The 16,120-nt window shown below is 68.3% G+C and carries 16 protein-coding genes; 10 read left to right on the forward strand and 6 right to left on the reverse strand.

The window, feature by feature from the left end; translation table 11 throughout:
• Together ON23_RS14580 and ON23_RS14585 are read left to right on the forward strand one after the other, a co-directional pair.
• The coding region (locus ON23_RS14580; RefSeq protein ID WP_039778797.1) for a dienelactone hydrolase family protein at positions 1-583 on the forward strand (583 nt) is incomplete at its 5' end.
• Positions 580-1,977, forward strand: a complete 1,398-nt coding sequence (locus ON23_RS14585) for a glycoside hydrolase family 27 protein (RefSeq protein ID WP_245555951.1) — start codon at positions 580-582, stop codon at positions 1,975-1,977. The genes ON23_RS14580 and ON23_RS14585, both read left to right, overlap by 4 nt.
• 39 nt (positions 1,978-2,016) lie before the next feature.
• On the opposite strand, the gene ON23_RS14590 is transcribed toward ON23_RS14585, so the two are convergent.
• Entirely contained in the window at positions 2,017-3,096 is a 1,080-nt protein-coding gene (locus tag ON23_RS14590; RefSeq protein WP_083903965.1) for a Gfo/Idh/MocA family protein, read from the reverse strand.
• Positions 3,097-3,212: 116 nt separating this feature from the next.
• Here ON23_RS14590 and ON23_RS14595 point away from each other — a divergent pair, with 116 nt between their 5' ends.
• Positions 3,213-3,800 (forward strand): TetR/AcrR family transcriptional regulator, encoded by a 588-nt coding sequence (locus ON23_RS14595; protein ID WP_039778798.1) that lies wholly within the window; start codon positions 3,213-3,215, stop codon positions 3,798-3,800.
• On the opposite strand, the gene ON23_RS14600 is transcribed toward ON23_RS14595, so the two are convergent.
• Positions 3,765-4,052 (reverse strand): DUF3263 domain-containing protein, encoded by a 288-nt coding sequence (locus ON23_RS14600; RefSeq protein WP_039778800.1) that lies wholly within the window; start codon positions 4,050-4,052, stop codon positions 3,765-3,767. The two genes, ON23_RS14595 and ON23_RS14600, sit on opposite strands and share 36 nt — an antisense overlap.
• Before the next feature lie 160 nt (positions 4,053-4,212).
• Between ON23_RS14600 and ON23_RS14605 the strand changes: the two genes are divergently transcribed.
• Complete coding sequence (locus ON23_RS14605) at positions 4,213-4,443, forward strand: hypothetical protein (RefSeq protein WP_039778801.1); 231 nt, start codon at positions 4,213-4,215, stop codon at positions 4,441-4,443.
• A gap of 44 nt (positions 4,444-4,487) precedes the next feature.
• On the opposite strand, the gene ON23_RS14610 is transcribed toward ON23_RS14605, so the two are convergent.
• Both ON23_RS14610 and ON23_RS14615 read right to left on the reverse strand, forming a co-directional pair.
• The gene (locus ON23_RS14610; RefSeq protein WP_039778802.1) at positions 4,488-5,552 is read right to left on the reverse strand and encodes an NAD-dependent epimerase/dehydratase family protein; all 1,065 of its coding nucleotides are present in this window, start codon (positions 5,550-5,552) and stop codon (positions 4,488-4,490) included.
• Positions 5,549-6,619 (reverse strand): NAD(P)H-dependent amine dehydrogenase family protein, encoded by a 1,071-nt coding sequence (locus tag ON23_RS14615; protein WP_039778804.1) that lies wholly within the window; start codon positions 6,617-6,619, stop codon positions 5,549-5,551. Before ON23_RS14615 ends, ON23_RS14610 begins: the two co-directional genes overlap by 4 nt.
• Before the next feature lie 202 nt (positions 6,620-6,821).
• Between ON23_RS14615 and ON23_RS14620 the strand changes: the two genes are divergently transcribed.
• A complete protein-coding gene (locus ON23_RS14620; RefSeq protein WP_039778805.1) occupies positions 6,822-7,562 on the forward strand; it encodes a glucose 1-dehydrogenase in 741 nt (246 codons plus the stop codon).
• A 32-nt stretch (positions 7,563-7,594) separates the two neighbouring features.
• Positions 7,595-9,214 (forward strand): fatty-acid--CoA ligase FadD8, encoded by a 1,620-nt coding sequence (gene fadD8 / locus ON23_RS14625; protein ID WP_051042695.1) that lies wholly within the window; start codon positions 7,595-7,597, stop codon positions 9,212-9,214.
• A 4-nt stretch (positions 9,215-9,218) separates the two neighbouring features.
• On the opposite strand, the gene ON23_RS14630 is transcribed toward fadD8, so the two are convergent.
• The gene (locus ON23_RS14630; RefSeq protein ID WP_039778806.1) at positions 9,219-9,821 is read right to left on the reverse strand and encodes a winged helix-turn-helix transcriptional regulator; all 603 of its coding nucleotides are present in this window, start codon (positions 9,819-9,821) and stop codon (positions 9,219-9,221) included.
• A 92-nt stretch (positions 9,822-9,913) separates the two neighbouring features.
• On the opposite strand from ON23_RS14630, the gene ON23_RS14635 reads away from it, so the two are divergent.
• The 4 genes from ON23_RS14635 to ON23_RS14650 all read left to right on the forward strand — a co-directional run bounded on the left by ON23_RS14635 (position 9,914) and on the right by ON23_RS14650 (position 15,198).
• Positions 9,914-11,125 (forward strand): pyridoxal phosphate-dependent aminotransferase, encoded by a 1,212-nt coding sequence (locus tag ON23_RS14635; protein WP_039778827.1) that lies wholly within the window; start codon positions 9,914-9,916, stop codon positions 11,123-11,125.
• A 107-nt stretch (positions 11,126-11,232) separates the two neighbouring features.
• Positions 11,233-11,646, forward strand: a complete 414-nt coding sequence (locus ON23_RS14640) for a hypothetical protein (RefSeq protein ID WP_051042696.1) — start codon at positions 11,233-11,235, stop codon at positions 11,644-11,646.
• Positions 11,647-11,950: 304 nt separating this feature from the next.
• Complete coding sequence (locus tag ON23_RS14645) at positions 11,951-14,305, forward strand: arylsulfatase (protein WP_039778807.1); 2,355 nt, start codon at positions 11,951-11,953, stop codon at positions 14,303-14,305.
• An 83-nt stretch (positions 14,306-14,388) separates the two neighbouring features.
• Positions 14,389-15,198: an Rv1486c family protein gene (locus ON23_RS14650; protein WP_039778808.1), complete on the forward strand. Its 810-nt coding sequence runs from the start codon at positions 14,389-14,391 to the stop codon at positions 15,196-15,198.
• Here ON23_RS14650 and ON23_RS14655 read toward each other — a convergent pair.
• Entirely contained in the window at positions 15,195-16,064 is an 870-nt protein-coding gene (locus tag ON23_RS14655) for a hypothetical protein (protein ID WP_157170223.1), read from the reverse strand. The two genes, ON23_RS14650 and ON23_RS14655, sit on opposite strands and share 4 nt — an antisense overlap.
• Between the last annotated feature and the right edge of the window lie 56 nt (positions 16,065-16,120).

Below are 16,120 nucleotides of genomic sequence, written 5' to 3' on the forward strand. Positions count from 1 at the left end.
GATCCACGAGAACAAGGGCCTCACCGATCACATCCGTTCCGTCGCCGGACGTTTCGCCGGAATCGGCTATTCCGCGCTCGCGGTGGATCTGCTCTCCGAGGAGGGCGGTACCGCCACCTTCACCGATCCGGCCGCCGCCACCGCGGCACTGGGCAAGGCACCGCAGGACCGTTTTCTCGCCGATCTGCAGTCCGGACTGACGGAACTGGGACGCCGGGTGCCGGGAAAGAAGCTGGGCGCCACGGGTTTCTGTTTCGGCGGCGGTCTCACCTGGCTGCTGCTCACCCACGGCACCCGGGAGCTGGCCGCGGCCACGCCGTTCTACGGCCCGTACCCCGAGGGCGGTGAGATCACCTCCGCGAGTGCGGTCCTGGCGGTGTACGGCGCGCTCGACCAACGCGTCGACGCCACCCGCCCCGCCGCCGAGGCGGCGTTGAACCGAGCCGGCGTGCCGCACGAGATCTTCGTCGCCGACGATGCCAATCACGCGTTCTTCAACGACACCGGCCCGAACTACCAGCCCACCGCGGCCGCCGCCGCCTGGCAGCGCGTCACCGACTGGTACGCGCAGTATCTCGGGTGAGACGCGCCAGGGCGATCCGGCTCGCGGTGCTCGGGGCGGGTGTCGTCGCGGTGGCTGCGGCCGTGACCGGGAGCGTGGTGCGTCCACCGGTGTTCGAACCGGCGCCCGTGCGAGCGACCGCTCCGATGGGGTGGAATTCCTGGGATTCCGGAATCACGCTGACCGAGCAGTCGGTGCGCGAGACGATCGACGCGATGGTGTCGGACGGGATGCGCGATGCCGGCTATCGCTACGTCGACCTCGACGCGGGCTGGGCTGCCCCGCAGCGGGATTCGTCGGGTGATCTCGTCGCCGATCCGGTCCGGTTCCCGCACGGTATGGCCGCGGTGGCCGCCTACGCCCACGAGCACGGCATGTCTCTGGGCCTGTATTCCAGTCCCTTCAACGAGATCTGCGGGCAGAGCCCGGCGACCGCGAGCCGCGGCCACGAGCTGCAGGATGCGCGGCGATTCGCCGGCTGGGGTGTCGACCTGCTCAAATACGACTGGTGCCGGACCGACGCGAATCACGATGAGCAGGTTCGTGATTTCGCCCGGATGCGCGACGCGCTGCGATCGACCGGACGCGGCATCGTCTACATGATCAATCCGAACAGCTCCGCCGACGCCCGCGCCGGCGTCGACTACGACTGGTCGGCCGTCGCCGATTCGGCCCGCAGCTCCGACGATCTGATCCCGATGTGGCGCAACATCTTTCCCGAACCCGATATCGGCGGATTCGACACCACGTCGGTCCGCGGTGTCGCCGACGAGGCCGACGCCGCGCTCCGCGCCCGGCCCAGCCGGCCCGGATACTGGCCCGACCCGGACATGCTGGTCGTCGGACAGTCGATGTCGCAATTCCTCGGCGCTCATCTGGACGGCCTGCCCGGAACCGCCGTGCGACGGTCGGCGCTCAGCGCCGACGAGACCGCCTATCTGGCCCGCCGGTTGGGGATCTCCCCGGAAACGCTGGCGCTGCTGCGCAATCCACGCACCCTCTCACCCATCGAGGAGCAGGCGCACCTGTCGCTGTGGGCGATGCTGTCCGCACCGCTCATCGCGGGAAACGATATCCGCACGATGAGCGAATCCACCCGCGCCCTGCTCACCGACGCCGGTGTTATCGCCATCGACCAGGACTCGCGCGTAGCCCCCGCCGTCCCGCTGCCTCGCGAGCACCGGATCCTCACCAAACCCCTGTCCGACGGTTCGGTGGCCGTGGCCCTGCTCAACCCCGGTGAGCACCCCCTCACCCTCACAACCAGCGCCACCGAAGCCGGTCTCGCACAAGCACAGTCGTACGCCGTCCGCGACATCTGGGCCGCGACGACGTCGGTGACCGACGGCCGCGTCGTCGTGCCGGACATCCCCGCCCACGGCGTGGTGCTGCTGAGGATCACTCCCGCCGCGTGATGTCCCCGGGCCGAATGCCGAGGGGAGGGTGAAAGCCGGCTACGGGATGTGCCGGACGGTTCCGTCGGCCGCCGACTGTTCGATGGCGGCGAGGAGTCGGTGGTGTCGCAGGGCGGTCTCGAAGCTGGGATGTGGTTGCCGGGCTTCGGCGATGGCTCGCGCGACCTCCTGGTAGAGGGCTGCGATGTTGGCCGGTGGGCCGGACCGGACGCCGGCGGGGATGGTGCGATAGGTGTCGGGCACCGTCAGGGTCTCGTCTCCGATCCGGATGTCCCAGTCGCCCCAGTGGATGAAGCTCCCGGGCTGGGTCGGGGTGGCGGTCAACGTTGCCTCGCTGCCGACGAGTTCGAGGCGGAATCCGTACCGGGCGGGTCCGTTACCGCCGTGCACGGCGACCGAAGCGGTGGCGCCGCCGGCGAGCAGTCCGTGCAGCAGCACGTGGCTGGGTGTGGCGTTGGGTGCCCACTGCTCCGTCCCGGCGATGAGCACGCGGTCGTGCGTGCGGGGCAGCCGTGCGGAGACTTCGATCAGTGGGCCCGCGACACATTCGAGTGTGGCCAGGAAGTGACCGGCCATGATGGTGAGGATGGTGGTGCCCGCCGAAGGGTCGAGGCCGAACACCAGGTTCGGCCCTATCCGACTGCCGCCCCAGGGGGCGCCCTCCGCCACCAGCGCGACCGATTCGAGCGTACCGATCCGGTCGTCGGCCAGCAGGTCCGCGACGAAACGGGCGTTCGGCGAATGGTGGCCCTGCAGGACGACCGCGTGGACGACGCCGGCGGCGGCCGCGGCCTCGGTCAGCCCGGCCGCTTCGTCGGCGTCGATGCCCAGCGGCCACTCGGACACGACGTGCTTACCGGCGGCGAGCGCTGCCTTGATCACGGCGGCGTGCCCGGATGCCTTCACCGAGACGACAACCACGTCGACCTCGGCGTGTGCGATGAGGTCGCCCGCATCGGCGAAGGCGTGCCGTACCCCGTGAGCGGCCGCCGCCCGATCCGCGCTGGCCTGGTTGGTGGTCGCGACCGCGGTCACCTCGAACTCCTCGAGCGCCGCGAGCGCGGGCAGGTGTGAGTTACCCGCCCAACCGCTGGCCCCGACAACTCCGACTCGGATCATGGATCCCACTCTCTAGTTGTGTACCTTTTGGTAAGAAACTAGAGGGAGCGGCCTTCGCACGCAAGCGGTAATGTACCGATAGGTAAACAATTACGGAGAGGACACCGGAGGACGGCATGCCCGGCGGACGCCCACGCTCGTTCGACACAGACACCGCACTCGACCGCGCAGTGGAGGCGTTCTGGCGCAACGGCTTCGAAGGCACCTCACTGGCCGACCTGACCACGGCGATGGGCATCAACAAGCCCAGCCTCTATGCCGCCTTCGGCAACAAGGAGGAACTGTTCGGCAAGGTCCTCGCCCGCTACCTCGACGGCCCCGGCGCCTACGCCACCGCCGCATTGACCGCGCCGACCGGCCGCGAGGTCGTCGAGCGACTGATCCACGGAGCCGTCGACCTGGCAGCAGGCGACGGCACGCCCCGTGGTTGCCTGTGCGTCAAGACCGTTCAAGCCTGCGGACCCGACGCGCACGCTGCACGTCAGGACGCCGTCACGGTACGCAAAGCCGGCGAGACGGCCCTGCGCCGGCGGCTCGAGCAGGCCACCGACCTGCCCTCCCGTCACGATCCAGCCACCCTGGCCGCACTCGTCCACACCATCTCCGACGGCATCGCCGTCCAGGCCGCGGCCGGGCGCAGCCGCGACGAGTTGCGGCAGGTCGCCGACTCAGCGCTCCGTGCCCTCTTGGACGACGACACGTAGATCCACCGGCGGGCGGGTGCGGGAGAGGTCGAGTTGCGGTTCGCTGCCGAGATACGTCCGCAGCAGCACCGCGGCTCGCCTGCGCCACGCACGATCCACATTGGTGCCGCGATCGGCGACGATGTCGGCGAGCCGGGCGCGGAAACGCTGCTCGCTCATGCCGAAACGCACGAGGATCTCCTCGTCGGGTGGCCCGCCGTAGGGCAGCCACAGGACGGCGAAATCGATGATTGCCTGTTCTTCCTCGGTCATCGCTCACTCACGGAATTCACGGGCCCCGCCGCACGGTGACGGGGCGGTCGGACTTTGCGGTACCCGTCAAAGTGTAATATTGTCCAGACAGGTGTCCACCTCCGTGGCGCCGAGGATCTCAGTCACTTCCTCCGTACCGGAGGGGAAGAAACGACACGCTATGGCGACAACACCGCACAGCCCGTTCGACGTCGCGAGCACCCGGACTCTGATCGCACCGGAAATCCGGCGCCGCATTCGCGCGGCGACCGGCTCCGACCTCGATCCGGAGCGCATGAAGGCACTGGAGGCCGTCTATCTGGGGATCGTGCTGACCGCGAGCATGGGCTACTCACTGCACAGCGGCACCTGCTCGGTCGAACATGTCGCGACCCGGATCATCTATCGATGACGTCCGCTCGTTCGGCTCCGGCACCGTGTCCGGAGCCGCGGCGATCAGCGATCCGGTTCCGGATCGCCCCATCGCGCGCGGATCGCACCCCACGGGTCGGCGAATGTCGGCGAGCCGTCGCGGTACGGCGACAACCGGCCGAGATACCAGCGCACCACCGGACCGAACGGGCGGGTGATCAACCGCAATTTACCTGTCCTGGAACGGATTTCGGCGAGCATATCGGGGAAGGAGTGGTGCTGGAAGTGCAGCACTTCCTGGGAGCGGACGGTGTCCATCCAATCGGTGGCGAACCAGTCCGCTTCACTGTCCGGGTCCCCGTCCAGTCCGCGCGGTATGGCCCCCGGCAACCCGGAGGCGGCGGCGATCGAGGCACCTATCTCGCTCTGGCGCAGCCGATGTGACGCGTCGCCGCCGATCAGGAAGACCTCGCGTACGGACGGCGTGCCGATCGCGGCCGTGAACGCGGCGGCCACATCGCGCACGTCGACCGTGTTGATTCGCCCGTCGGCCGGCAGCGCCGCCTCGAAGGTGAGCATGTCCGCGTCCAGGCCGAGCATCGGCTCGACGGTGAGTACGCCGCCGAGCCGCAGGATCACCCATTCCAGTCGCGACGCCCGCACCGACTGTTCGGCCTCGGCCTTGTGCGCGCCGTACAGATCCGTCGGCCGCACCGGGGTGTCCGGCGTGAGCAGTCCGCCGGACCGATGCGGATTGCGAGCGCCGTAGACCGCGATACTCGACGCGAGGACGAACCGCGGCGGCGTGGCGAGCTCCGCCGCGGCGTCGAGCAGTGTGGCGGTGGCCTCCACGTTGACGGCGCGGGCCAGTCCGCGGCGCTGGTAACAGACCGGCGGGATGATCGCGGCGAGGTGGACGATCGCGCTCGGGCGCACCGATCGCAGCAGCTCGCGAACCTGTTGCGGCACGGTCAGATCCGCCCACCGCACCTCCACGCCGGCACCGGTGAACTCCCGCGCGGCGCGGCGGTTGGCCGGTATGTCGAGGTCGGTGGCGACCACACGGGACCCGCGTGCGGCGAGGGTGCGCACCAGCGCGGTGCCGACCAGCCCGAACGCACCGGTGACGAGTATCGGCCCCGACGTCATTCGGCCACAACGTTTCCGGCGATCAGCGGCAGGTCGAGCGCGGTGCGGATTCCGGCGGGGGCGCCGACCACCGCGGGGATGGCGTTGACGATCCGGCCCGCGGCGGCCACGATCGCCGCGTGGTTGTGGTCGCCGTGGCGGCTGGTGGGACAGATGTCGACGGTATAGGAGGGTTCGCCGACGATCTCGACCCGATAGGACCCGCCGGGCTGGGCCGGCTGCGGCCAATCGGGACGCAGATCGCCGCGCAGCCGGGTGGTGTGTTCGATGACGATGACCGGTCGGCCCTTCACCATCCCGCGGATCTCGAAACGCAGTGCCGCGACCGACCCTTCGGGCACATGCCCGGCCGCGATGTCGAAACTTTCCGGCGCGGGCTCCCGTTCGTAGGATTCGGTGATCTCGTCGACGGTGATGCCCAGCCCGGCCTCGAGTTGCCGGATCGTCGTGCCCCAGGCCATGCCCAGCACTCCGGGCTGGAGCAGCATCGGCACCTCGTCGAGGGGTTTGCCGAATCCCATCACATCGAACATGACCGTCGCGCCGTCGTAGGTGGCGTAGTCGGCGATCTCCGAACACCGCACCTGTTCGATGTCGCGGCAGGTGCCGGCGAAGGCGAGCGGAATCAGATCGTTGGCGAAGCCGGGATCGATGCCGGTGATGAAGATGCTCGCATCACCCTCGCGCGCGGCCGCCTCGATGGTGGCGAAGAACTTGTCCGGCAACACCTTCCACGGATACTGCAAGAGCCCGGGAGCGGATCCGACGATATCGACGCCGGCGGCCAGGATGCGGCGGCAGTCCTCCAGCGCTTCCAGCAGCCGGGTATCGCCCATCGCGCAGTAGACCGCGCAGTCCGGGCGCAGGGCGAGCACCTCCGCCGGCTCACCGGTCGCGCGGATGCCGGTGGTGACGTCCAGGCCGGCCAGTTCGCCGGCGTCCTTGCCGATCTTCTCCTTCGTCGAGACGCACACGCCGACCAGTTCGAAGCGCGGGTCCTCGATCAGGCCGGCCAGTGCGAGCCGGCCGACATTGCCGGTGCCGATGTGCACGACGCGGATGGGCATTCGTTTCTCCTCGGATCGCTGCGGCACCGCGGCCGGCGTCGCTGCCGTACCGGCGGGTGATCACACGAGCCACAGTCGGACAAGTGTCTGGACAGTACTACGATCACTCGGCGGCCGACAACGGATCACCCGCGCGAACAGCGGCCGGACCTCTGGAACAGTGTCTAGAACATGTTCCAGTTTGCATGGTAGCGTCACCGGCATGGGACGTGTAGACGGCAAAATTGCACTCATCAGCGGGGGCTCGCGAGGTATGGGTGCGGCCCACGCGCGGCTGCTCGTCGCCGAAGGCGCCAAGGTCGTGATCGGTGACATCCTCGACGACGAGGGTGCGGCTCTGGCCGGCGAACTCGGCGACGCCGCGCGTTTCGTGCACCTCGACGTGACCGCGCCCGAGGACTGGGCGGCTGCGGTGTCCACGGCGGTCGGCGAATTCGGCAAACTCGACGTGCTGGTCAACAACGCGGGCATCGTCAACGGCAATTCGCTGCGCAAGTTCGAGCTGGAACAGTGGCGCCGCATCCTCGACGTGAACCTGACCGGAACGTTTCTCGGCATGCAGGCAGCGGTCGATCCGATGATCGCCGCCGGTGGCGGATCCATCGTCAACGTCTCCTCCATCGAGGGACTGCGGGGTGCGCCGTGGGCCCACGGTTACGTCGCCTCCAAGTGGGGCGTGCGCGGCCTGGCGAAGTCGGCCGCATTGGAGCTGGCGCAGCACAACATTCGCGTGAATTCCCTGCATCCCGGACTGATCCGCACCCCCATGACCGCCGCCATTCCCGACGATCTGGTGACGATTCCGCTGGGCCGTCCGGCTCAGCCCGAGGAGGTGGCGACCTTCGTGCTGTTCCTCGCCAGCGACGAATCCTCGTACGCGACGGGCTCGGAGTTCGTCGTGGACGGCGGCTTGGTGACCGCGGTACCGCACAAGACCTCCTGACCCCGGACGACTTCCCCTCCAGGAGCACAGACATGCCCGAAACAGAAACCAGCACAATCGATCCCGCGACCCTGCTGCGGCTGCCGACCCACAACGGCCACGCCCTGCTCGCCGGCCTGCGGCGCCATCGGCGCGAGCCGGTGATGACCCTCGGTGACACCGTCCTCACCGGCGCCGACGTCATCGACGCCATCAGCCGCTACATCGCCGCGTTCGCCGCCCACGAGGTCGGGCTCGGCACCCCGAGCGCACTGCTCGCCCTCAACCGCCCGGAGGTGCTGTTCATCCTCGGCGCCGGCCAGATCGCCGGACATCGGCGCACCGCACTGCATCCGATGGGCGGCCTCGACGACCACGTGCACGTGCTCACCGACGCCGGCATCACGAATCTCGTCATCGATCCGCAGCCCGCGTTCGTACGCCGGGCGCGCGAACTGGCCGACCGGGTACCCGAACTGAAGCGGATCCTCGTCCTCGGCCCGGTCCCGGAGGAACTGGCCGACATCGGCGTCGACTTGATCTCCGCCGCAGCGGAATTCACTCCGGAACCGATCGAAGCGGTCGACATCCCACCGGATTTCGTCGTCTCGATCAGCTACACCGGCGGCACCACCGGAAAGCCAAAGGGCGTCATCGGCACCGCCGGCACCATGGCGACCATGACCCAGATCCAGCTCTCGGAATGGGAATGGCCGCAGCGGCCGCGGTTCCTGATCTGCACACCGCTGTCGCATGCGGGCGCCGCGTTCTTCCTGCCGGTGGTGCTGCAGGGCGGGCAATGCGTGGTGCTTCCGCGATTCGACGCCGGTGAGGTGCTGCGCGCCATCGAGGAACACCGCATCTCCGCGACCATGCTGGTGCCGTCGATGCTGTACGCGCTGCTCGACCATCCCGATATCGACTCGCGCGATCTGTCGTCGCTGGAAACGATCTACTACGGCGCCTCCTCGATCGATCCGAAACGCCTGACGCAGGCCATCGCCCGGTTCGGCCCCATCTTCGCCCAGTACTACGGCCAGTCCGAGGCGCCGATGGTGATCAGCTACCTGGGCAAGGACGAGCACGACGAGGCGCGGCTGACCTCGTGCGGCCGTCCGTCCGCGACGCTGCGCACCGGGCTGATCGGCACGGACGGACAGCGGGTGGCACCGGGCGAGGTCGGCGAGATCTGCGTATCCGGGCCCCTGCTGGCCGGCGGCTACCTGAACCTGCCGGAGGTCACCGCGGAGACCTTCCGCGACGGATGGCTGCACACCGGAGATCTCGCGCGCGAGGATCCCGACGGCTTCTGGCATATCGTCGGGCGCAGCAAGGACATGATCGTCACCGGCGGCTTCAACGTCTTCCCCCGGGAAGTGGAGGATGTCATCGCCGCCGACGCCCGCGTGCAGGGCGTTGCCGTCGTCGGCATCACCGATCCGCGCTGGGGCGAGGCCGTGACCGCCGCGGTCGTCTTCGATCCGGCCACCGCCGCCGATCCCGACGCGGTGGCCGCGGCGATCGACGACATCCAGCAGGATGTCAAGCGCCGCAAGGGTTCGGTTCAAGCTCCGAAACACGTCATCGTGGTCGATGCGCTGCCGTTGACCGGACTCGGCAAGGTCGACAAGAAGGCCGTGCAGGTCCTCGTCACCGCCGAACTCGATCGGTAGGTAGTCACCCAGCTTCACGAGCGGCCCCGCGCCCCGGCTCCCCCACGACATCGGCGAGATGCCGTGCGCCGGTAGCGATCTCGGTCGCCTCCGTCATCGCCAGCCGGAATTCGTGGTCGGCGGCCGGCGCGGGGCCCTCGTGATGACTGATGCCCGCCGTGCCGATGACGTAGTGCAATGCCGTGTCGCCGATGTACACGGTGACCGTGCCCGCGGGCACGACGTCGGCGATCGCGCGACCCAGCGGCAGCGCGAACCAGTGCGCGCGCACCGCATCGGTCGCGCGGCGATCACCCAGTAGCGGCGCCCCCCATTCCGAGAGCGCTTGCAGCACAGGCCGAAGCGCCGCGCCGGTCGGTGTGAGCTCATAGACGGCGGCGGCCGAGCGCGACCCCACCTTGCGGTGGGTGAGGATGCCGTCGCGTTCCAGATCCTTCAGCCGGGCCGCCAGGATATCGGTGCTGATGCCCGGAAGGTCGGCGAACAGATCGCTGTATCGCCGTGGCCCCGAGCACAATTCGCGAACCACCAGCAGATTCCAGCGATCGCCGACGACTTCGAGCGCGCGGCTGACCGGGCAGTAGTGGTCATAGGTTCGGCGTGGCACATCCCCACCCTATCCCAGCGCTTGGAAATTCCAAGCGCAAACTTGGAATAACCAAGTACAGTAGGCGGCCTACACGCCGGAAGGGGATGTTCATGCAGGTCAACCAGTCCAGCAAACTCATGGGGGTTTCGTACGAGATCCGCGGCCCCGTCGCCGAACAGGCCGCGCGACTGGAAGCCGAAGGCCATCACGTCGTCAAACTCAACACCGGCAATCCACTGCCGTTCGGCTTCGAGGCGCCCGCGGAGATCCTGCAGGACATCGTGCGGACGTTGCCGGTCTCGAGCGGCTACTCGTCCTCGAAAGGCCTGTTGCCCGCGCGGCGCGCGGTGGTCCAGTACTACCAGACCCTCGGGGTCACCGACATCGACGTCGAGGACGTCTTCCTCGGCAACGGCGTCTCCGAACTGATCATGATGGCACTCACCGCGCTCCTGGAGACCGGTGACGAAGTTCTCGTTCCCGCACCGGATTTCCCGCTGTGGACCGCGGCGACGACCCTCAACGGCGGCCGGGCGGTGCACTACATCTGCGACGAGGGCGCCGACTGGTATCCGGACCCGGCCGATATCGCCGCCAAGATCACCGACCGCACCCGCGCCCTCGTGCTCATCAATCCGAACAACCCCACCGGCGCCGTCTACCCGCCCGAGGTACTGCGGCCGATCCTCGACATCGCGCGCCGTCACAACCTGGTCGTCTTCGCCGACGAGATCTACGACAAGATCTATTACGACGGACTCACCCACACCTCGATCGCCGCGCTGGCGCCCGACCTGCTGTGCCTGACCTTCTCGGGACTGTCCAAGTCCTATCGCTGCGCGGGTCTGCGCTCCGGCTGGCTGGTCGTTTCCGGTCCCACCGGCCACGCGGAGAACTACCTCGAGGGTCTCACCATGCTCGCGGGACTACGGCTGTGCGCGAATGTGCCGGGGCAGCAAGCGATTCAGGCCGCACTGGGCGGACATCAGAGCATCTACGACCTGACGCTGCCGGGCGGGCGCCTGCGCGAACAGCGCGACCGCGCGTGGGAGGCGCTCACCGCGATCCCGGGCATCACCTGCGTGAAACCCAAGGGCGCCCTCTACGCGTTCCCGCGCATCGATCCCCGCGTCTACCCCATTCACGACGACGAACAATTCGTCCTGGACCTTCTCCTGCAGGAAAAGCTGCACATCGTGCAGGGCACCGGCTTCAACTGGCCCACCCCCGACCATTTCCGGATCACGACCCTGCCGCACGCCGACGAACTGGAATCCATCATCGAGCGCATCGGCCGCTTCCTGTCCACCTACCGGCAATAGTCGCGTTCGATTCCCGGTGAACGAACCGGCCACTCGAGATATCCGGAATCTCGGGGAGGTTTGGGGCGGAACCCGCGCGGCATTCCGATCGCAGGAAAGGAATCGTCATGATCGTCATTCTCGGGCTCGTCATCCTCATCGCCGCGGTGGTCGCCGGCGTCGTGGGCGTGGTCGTCAACACCGGCGCAGGCCATGCTCTGAACGGCAATTTCACCGCCTTCGGCTATCACTTCACCGGCTCCACCGGGACGCTGTTCCTCTACGGCATCGTCGTCGGCGCCGTCGGCATGGCGGGGTTGAGCCTGCTGCTCGCGGGCAGCCGCCGCAACGCCCGCCGCGCGAGCGCCGCCCGCCGCGAATTGGACGCCACCCGCCGCGACGCTCCCATCTATTACGGTCCCGCCGCCACCGCGGACGCACCGCACACCGCGTCCCAGCCGGTCGGTGGCACCCAGCCCGCCACGCCCAAGCGCGGACTGGGCAGGATGTTCGGGCGCGGCCGGACCGTCCATCAAGCCTGATCGGGGCGGCCGATCGTGAGCCGCCTCTTTCTCCACTAACCCACCTCCGGACCCCTCCGCCCGGTACCATTTATGGGCGCACAGGGTGTGACCAGCCAATATCCGGATGCCGTTCGCGAACCGGACGAGTGGCCGTCGCACGGCAGTCCCTATCGACTCTCGGCGGTTCGCGCGAGCAGCGGTTCGTATGAGCTCGAGAGTCATCAGCAGGCATCGAGGCCGCGCCCGACGACCACGAATGGACCCGTGCGGGCCCGGCCGGATCGGATCGACGACGATCCGACGACTCTCCGCCCGGAGGTGGATGGTGGCCGAGAAATTCGAAGGACATATCGCGCTCGACATCCGTGATTCCGTCGCCGACTGGAAGCCGTTCGCGGAACCGACCGCACCGCGCGGCGCGCCCAATGTGCTGTATCTGGTGTGGGACGACATCGGAATCGCCACCTGGGACTGCTACGGCGGGCTGGTCGAGATGCCGAATATGCAGCGAATCGCCGACCGCGGAATCCAATTCACCCAGTTCCACACGACCGCGCTGTGCTCCCCGACTCGCGCGTCACTGCTCACCGGGCGAAATCCGACGTCGGTCGGAATGGCGACCATCGAAGAGTTCACCGACGGCTTCCCGAGTATGAGCGGCCGGATTCCCGACGACACCGCGCTGTGTTCGGAGGTCCTCACCGAACGCGGATGGAACACCTACGCCGTCGGCAAATGGCATATGACGCCGCTGGAGGAGAACAATCTGGCGGCATCGAAACGCCATTGGCCGCTGGGGCGCGGATTCGAACGGTTCTACGGATTCCTCGGCGGTGAAGCCGACCAGTGGTATCCCAATCTCGTCTACGACAACCACCCGATCACACCGCCGTACTCGCCGGAGGACGGCTATCACCTCTCGAAAGACCTGGCGGACAAGTCGATCGAGTTCATCCGCGACGCGAAGGTCATCGCCCCGGACAAACCGTGGTTCATGTACCTGTGCCCCGGATGCGGTCATGCGCCGCATCACGTCCCGCGCGAATGGGCGGACAAATACCGCGGCCGATTCGATATGGGATATGAGAAGTATCGCGAGATCGTGCTGGAGAACCAGAAGCGGATGGGGCTGATCCCGGAGGACACCGAACTGTCGCCGATGAACCCGTACGCGGACGCCACCGGAAGCAACGGCGAGCCCTGGCCGCTGCAGGACACGGTGCGGGCATGGGATTCGCTGTCCGAGGACGAGAAACGGCTGTTCCGCCGCCAGGCCGAGGTCTTCGCCGGTTTCCTGTCCTATACCGATGCGCAGATCGGGCGGCTCCTCGACTATCTGGAGGAGAGCGGGCAGTTGGACAATACGATCATCGTCACCTTCTCCGACAACGGCGCCAGCGGTGAGGGCGGTCCGAACGGCTCGGCCAACGAGATGAAATTCTTCAACGGCTACATCGACACGATCGAGGACAGCCTGGCCAAACTCGACGAACTGGGATCGCCGACCACCTACAACCACTACAGCATCGGGTGGGCGATGGCGTTCAACACCCCGTACAAGCTGTACAAACGCTACGCCTCCCACGAGGGCGGCATCGCCGACGCCTGTCTGCTCTCGTGGCCGGCCGGGATCGCCGCCCGGGGCGAACTGCGCCACCAGTACCTCAACGTCTGCGATGTCACCCCGACGATCTACGAACTGCTCGGCATCACGCCCCCGGAGACGGTGAAGAACGTGACGCAGCGCCCGCTGGAGGGAGTCAGCTTCCGGGCCCTGCTCGACGACCCGGGCGCCGACACCGGCAAGCACACCCAGTTCTATTCGATGCTGGGCACCCGCGGCATCTGGCACCGGGGATGGTTCGCCGACACCGTGCACGCGGCGTGCCCGTCGGGCTGGGGACATTTCGACAGCGACCGCTGGGAGCTGTTCCACATCGAGGAAGACCGCAGCCAGATGCACGACCTGGCCGGCGATCGTCCCGAGAAGCTGGAGGAATTGAAGGCGCTGTGGTTCGCCGAGGCCGAGAAGTACAACGGCCTGCCGCTCTACGACCTCGACATCGTCTCGGTGATGCTGCGCGACCGGCCGACGTACGCCAAGACCCGCGACAGCGCCGTCTACTATCCCGGCATCGCCGAGGTGGGTCCGGGCGCCGCCCTGGAGATCCGCGGCCGGTCCTTCGCGCTGCTCGCCGAGACGACGATCACGAGTCCCGACGCCGAGGGCGTGCTGTTCGCTCACGGCGGGCGACTCGGCGGGCACACGCTGTTCCTGCAGGACGGCCACCTGTACTACGTCTACAACTTCCTCGGCGAGGAGGAACAGGTGATGGTCTCCGACCGCCCGGTACCGGTGGGCGACCACATCCTGGGCATGCGTTACGAACGGAAGGGCACGCGGCCGGACAATTTCACCCCGACCGGAGAGGCGGTCCTCTACATCGACGAGAATCCGGTGGGATCGCTCGACGATATGCGGACCCAGCCGACGGTGTTCTCCGGCGTCGGCGAGGGCGTGCGAATCGGTCGCGACGGCGGCCGGTCGGTATCCCCGCGCTACCACGCGCCGTTCCCGTTCACCGGCGGAATCATGCACCAGGTCGTCGAGGATGTCAGCGGTAAACCGTATCTCGACCTCGAAATGGCCGCCGCCGCAGCCTTTTCGCGGGATTGACCGGTGGTGTCGCGGCAACCCTCGCGCGCACGATAGCTGCACCAGTGCCCACGGGATCGCCGCGGCACCACTATCCTCGAACCATGTGTTCTCCCAGTGCCACGCTGACGGTGTGGGCGGGCTCGTGGCTGGCGGGCCGCAGCGCGCCCGACGACGTGCTGGACGCGTTGCGCGCCTGGTCGCCGCAGCACAGTGTCGCCGCCGGTGACCCGCTGACCGGCGGACGGACGGGACTGCCGTGGCCCTCGGCCGAGCCGCTGGAGGCCGGCACCGGAATCATGGTCCTGCTCAAGGTCATTCGCGAGGCGATGGCCGCGCCGGGAGCGCAGATGCGGCTGGTGCTGCCGGTGCCGGGCGATGCGCGCGGATTGCCGGTGGGCACCGAATTCGCCACGGCGGCAATGGATGCCGAGGAGGGCGTGATCGCCGGCGTCCCCGGCGGCGAGGGCGTGGCGCTGGTGCCGCAGTGGACCGACGAGGAATCGCTGCAGTGGACCGTGTTCCACACCCCGGTTCCGGTGCCCGCACCGGATATGGCGCTCGGCGAGGCCGAGTACGCGATGCGGGAGGCGGTGCGCGAGGCCGCGGAGGCCCTGATGCGATTGCACACCACCGCGGTCGGCGGTGACGACGATCCGCGGGAGTTGATCGAGGCCGAACTGGCCGCCTGCTCGCGCCACATCTACCCCGACTCGGCGCCGCTGCGGGCCCGCCGCATCCTCGATTCGGCCGACCATGTGGCGGCGATCCTCACCGTGGCCCAGCAGACGGCCCCCTCCTCCCCCAGTTCGGCCAGCGCCGTGCAGGCTCAGGAGACGCTGCTGCGGCCGCTGTGGAACGCTCTGCGCGCCGCCCGCCTGTCCGCGGTGAACGCGGCGGCCGGTCCGCGTTAGGTCGCGGCCTCACCCGTAGGCGACTCGGGCAGGTTCAGTTCGTAGTCGTTGTAGCGCCCGCAGACTCGCATGCCGAGCCGGGCCAGTGCCGCGCGCAACGCCTCGTCGTCGAATTCGAATACCCGCAACATGGTGATGTCGGGCATCACGGCGCGCAGTTCGGCCACGACCGCACCGAAGGCGGCGGTCAGCAGATCGGCATCGGCCTCGCGGTGGGCGAACCCCTCCTCGGCGCTGATGTAGGCCTCGGCGCCGCCGGCGAAGGTCGTGATCGTGGTGATCGGTTCGGTCGCCGACCGGGCCGAGAGCACGGTGGTGAGCAGCACCCGGCCCGGCGGGTCGGCCGATTCGGCGAGGGTGTGCACCAGCCGCTGCAGCGGCGCACTGGTGTCCGGGACCGGAGGCCGGGTGAGGTCGAGCTCCCACAGCCGCGCGTACTCGTCGACCCGCCGCGCACCCAGTTCGACCGCGGCCCGGCCGGACGGCCCGATGTCGGTGCCCTGCCAGCGCAACACCCGGTACCCGGCGGCGGTGGCCCGGCGCACGGCCTCGGCGGTCAGCCGGCAGACCATCTCGGTTTCGGCCGCCTGCGGTTCGGACTCGTCGGCGCGGCCCAGATGCAGCGAGTGCACGAGGCGTTGCGCGGACACCGCCTGCACCCACGCCTCACCGAGGCCCGCATCGCGCAATTCCGCCCAGCCCAGCAGCTCACCGCCGCCGCGGGCCGCGATCACGCCCAGCAGATCGGCGGTGCCGTCGGCGACGGAAATATCTTCGAGCAGGGGCAACCCGGTGCGGCCCGCCAATTCGGCGGCCAGCCGCAAACCCGTTCCCGGATGCTGGTCCCACTCCAGCGCGATGTCCACCTCCGCACAATAGCGGTGAATTAGCTGATCGCAGGCCACTTACCGCGCGAAACATC

Origin of the sequence: Nocardia cerradoensis NBRC 101014, from assembly GCF_000308535.1 — a bacterium.
Lineage (GTDB): Bacteria > Actinomycetota > Actinomycetes > Mycobacteriales > Mycobacteriaceae > Nocardia > Nocardia cerradoensis.

Bases quoted from the DNA above. Each gene is read 5' to 3' on its own strand.
- ON23_RS14590 (WP_083903965.1), bottom strand. From the start codon at position 3,096: ATGATCCGAGTCGGAGTTGTCGGGGCCAGCGGTTGGGCGGGTAACTCA.
- ON23_RS14595 (WP_039778798.1), top strand. From the start codon at position 3,213: ATGCCCGGCGGACGCCCACGCTCGTTCGACACAGACACCGCACTCGAC.
- ON23_RS14600 (WP_039778800.1), bottom strand. From the start codon at position 4,052: ATGACCGAGGAAGAACAGGCAATCATCGATTTCGCCGTCCTGTGGCTG.
- ON23_RS14605 (WP_039778801.1), top strand. From the start codon at position 4,213: ATGGCGACAACACCGCACAGCCCGTTCGACGTCGCGAGCACCCGGACT.
- ON23_RS14610 (WP_039778802.1), bottom strand. From the start codon at position 5,552: ATGACGTCGGGGCCGATACTCGTCACCGGTGCGTTCGGGCTGGTCGGC.
- ON23_RS14615 (WP_039778804.1), bottom strand. From the start codon at position 6,619: ATGCCCATCCGCGTCGTGCACATCGGCACCGGCAATGTCGGCCGGCTC.
- ON23_RS14620 (WP_039778805.1), top strand. From the start codon at position 6,822: ATGGGACGTGTAGACGGCAAAATTGCACTCATCAGCGGGGGCTCGCGA.
- fadD8 (WP_051042695.1), top strand. From the start codon at position 7,595: ATGCCCGAAACAGAAACCAGCACAATCGATCCCGCGACCCTGCTGCGG.
- ON23_RS14635 (WP_039778827.1), top strand. From the start codon at position 9,914: ATGCAGGTCAACCAGTCCAGCAAACTCATGGGGGTTTCGTACGAGATC.
- ON23_RS14640 (WP_051042696.1), top strand. From the start codon at position 11,233: ATGATCGTCATTCTCGGGCTCGTCATCCTCATCGCCGCGGTGGTCGCC.
- ON23_RS14645 (WP_039778807.1), top strand. From the start codon at position 11,951: ATGGTGGCCGAGAAATTCGAAGGACATATCGCGCTCGACATCCGTGAT.
- ON23_RS14650 (WP_039778808.1), top strand. From the start codon at position 14,389: ATGTGTTCTCCCAGTGCCACGCTGACGGTGTGGGCGGGCTCGTGGCTG.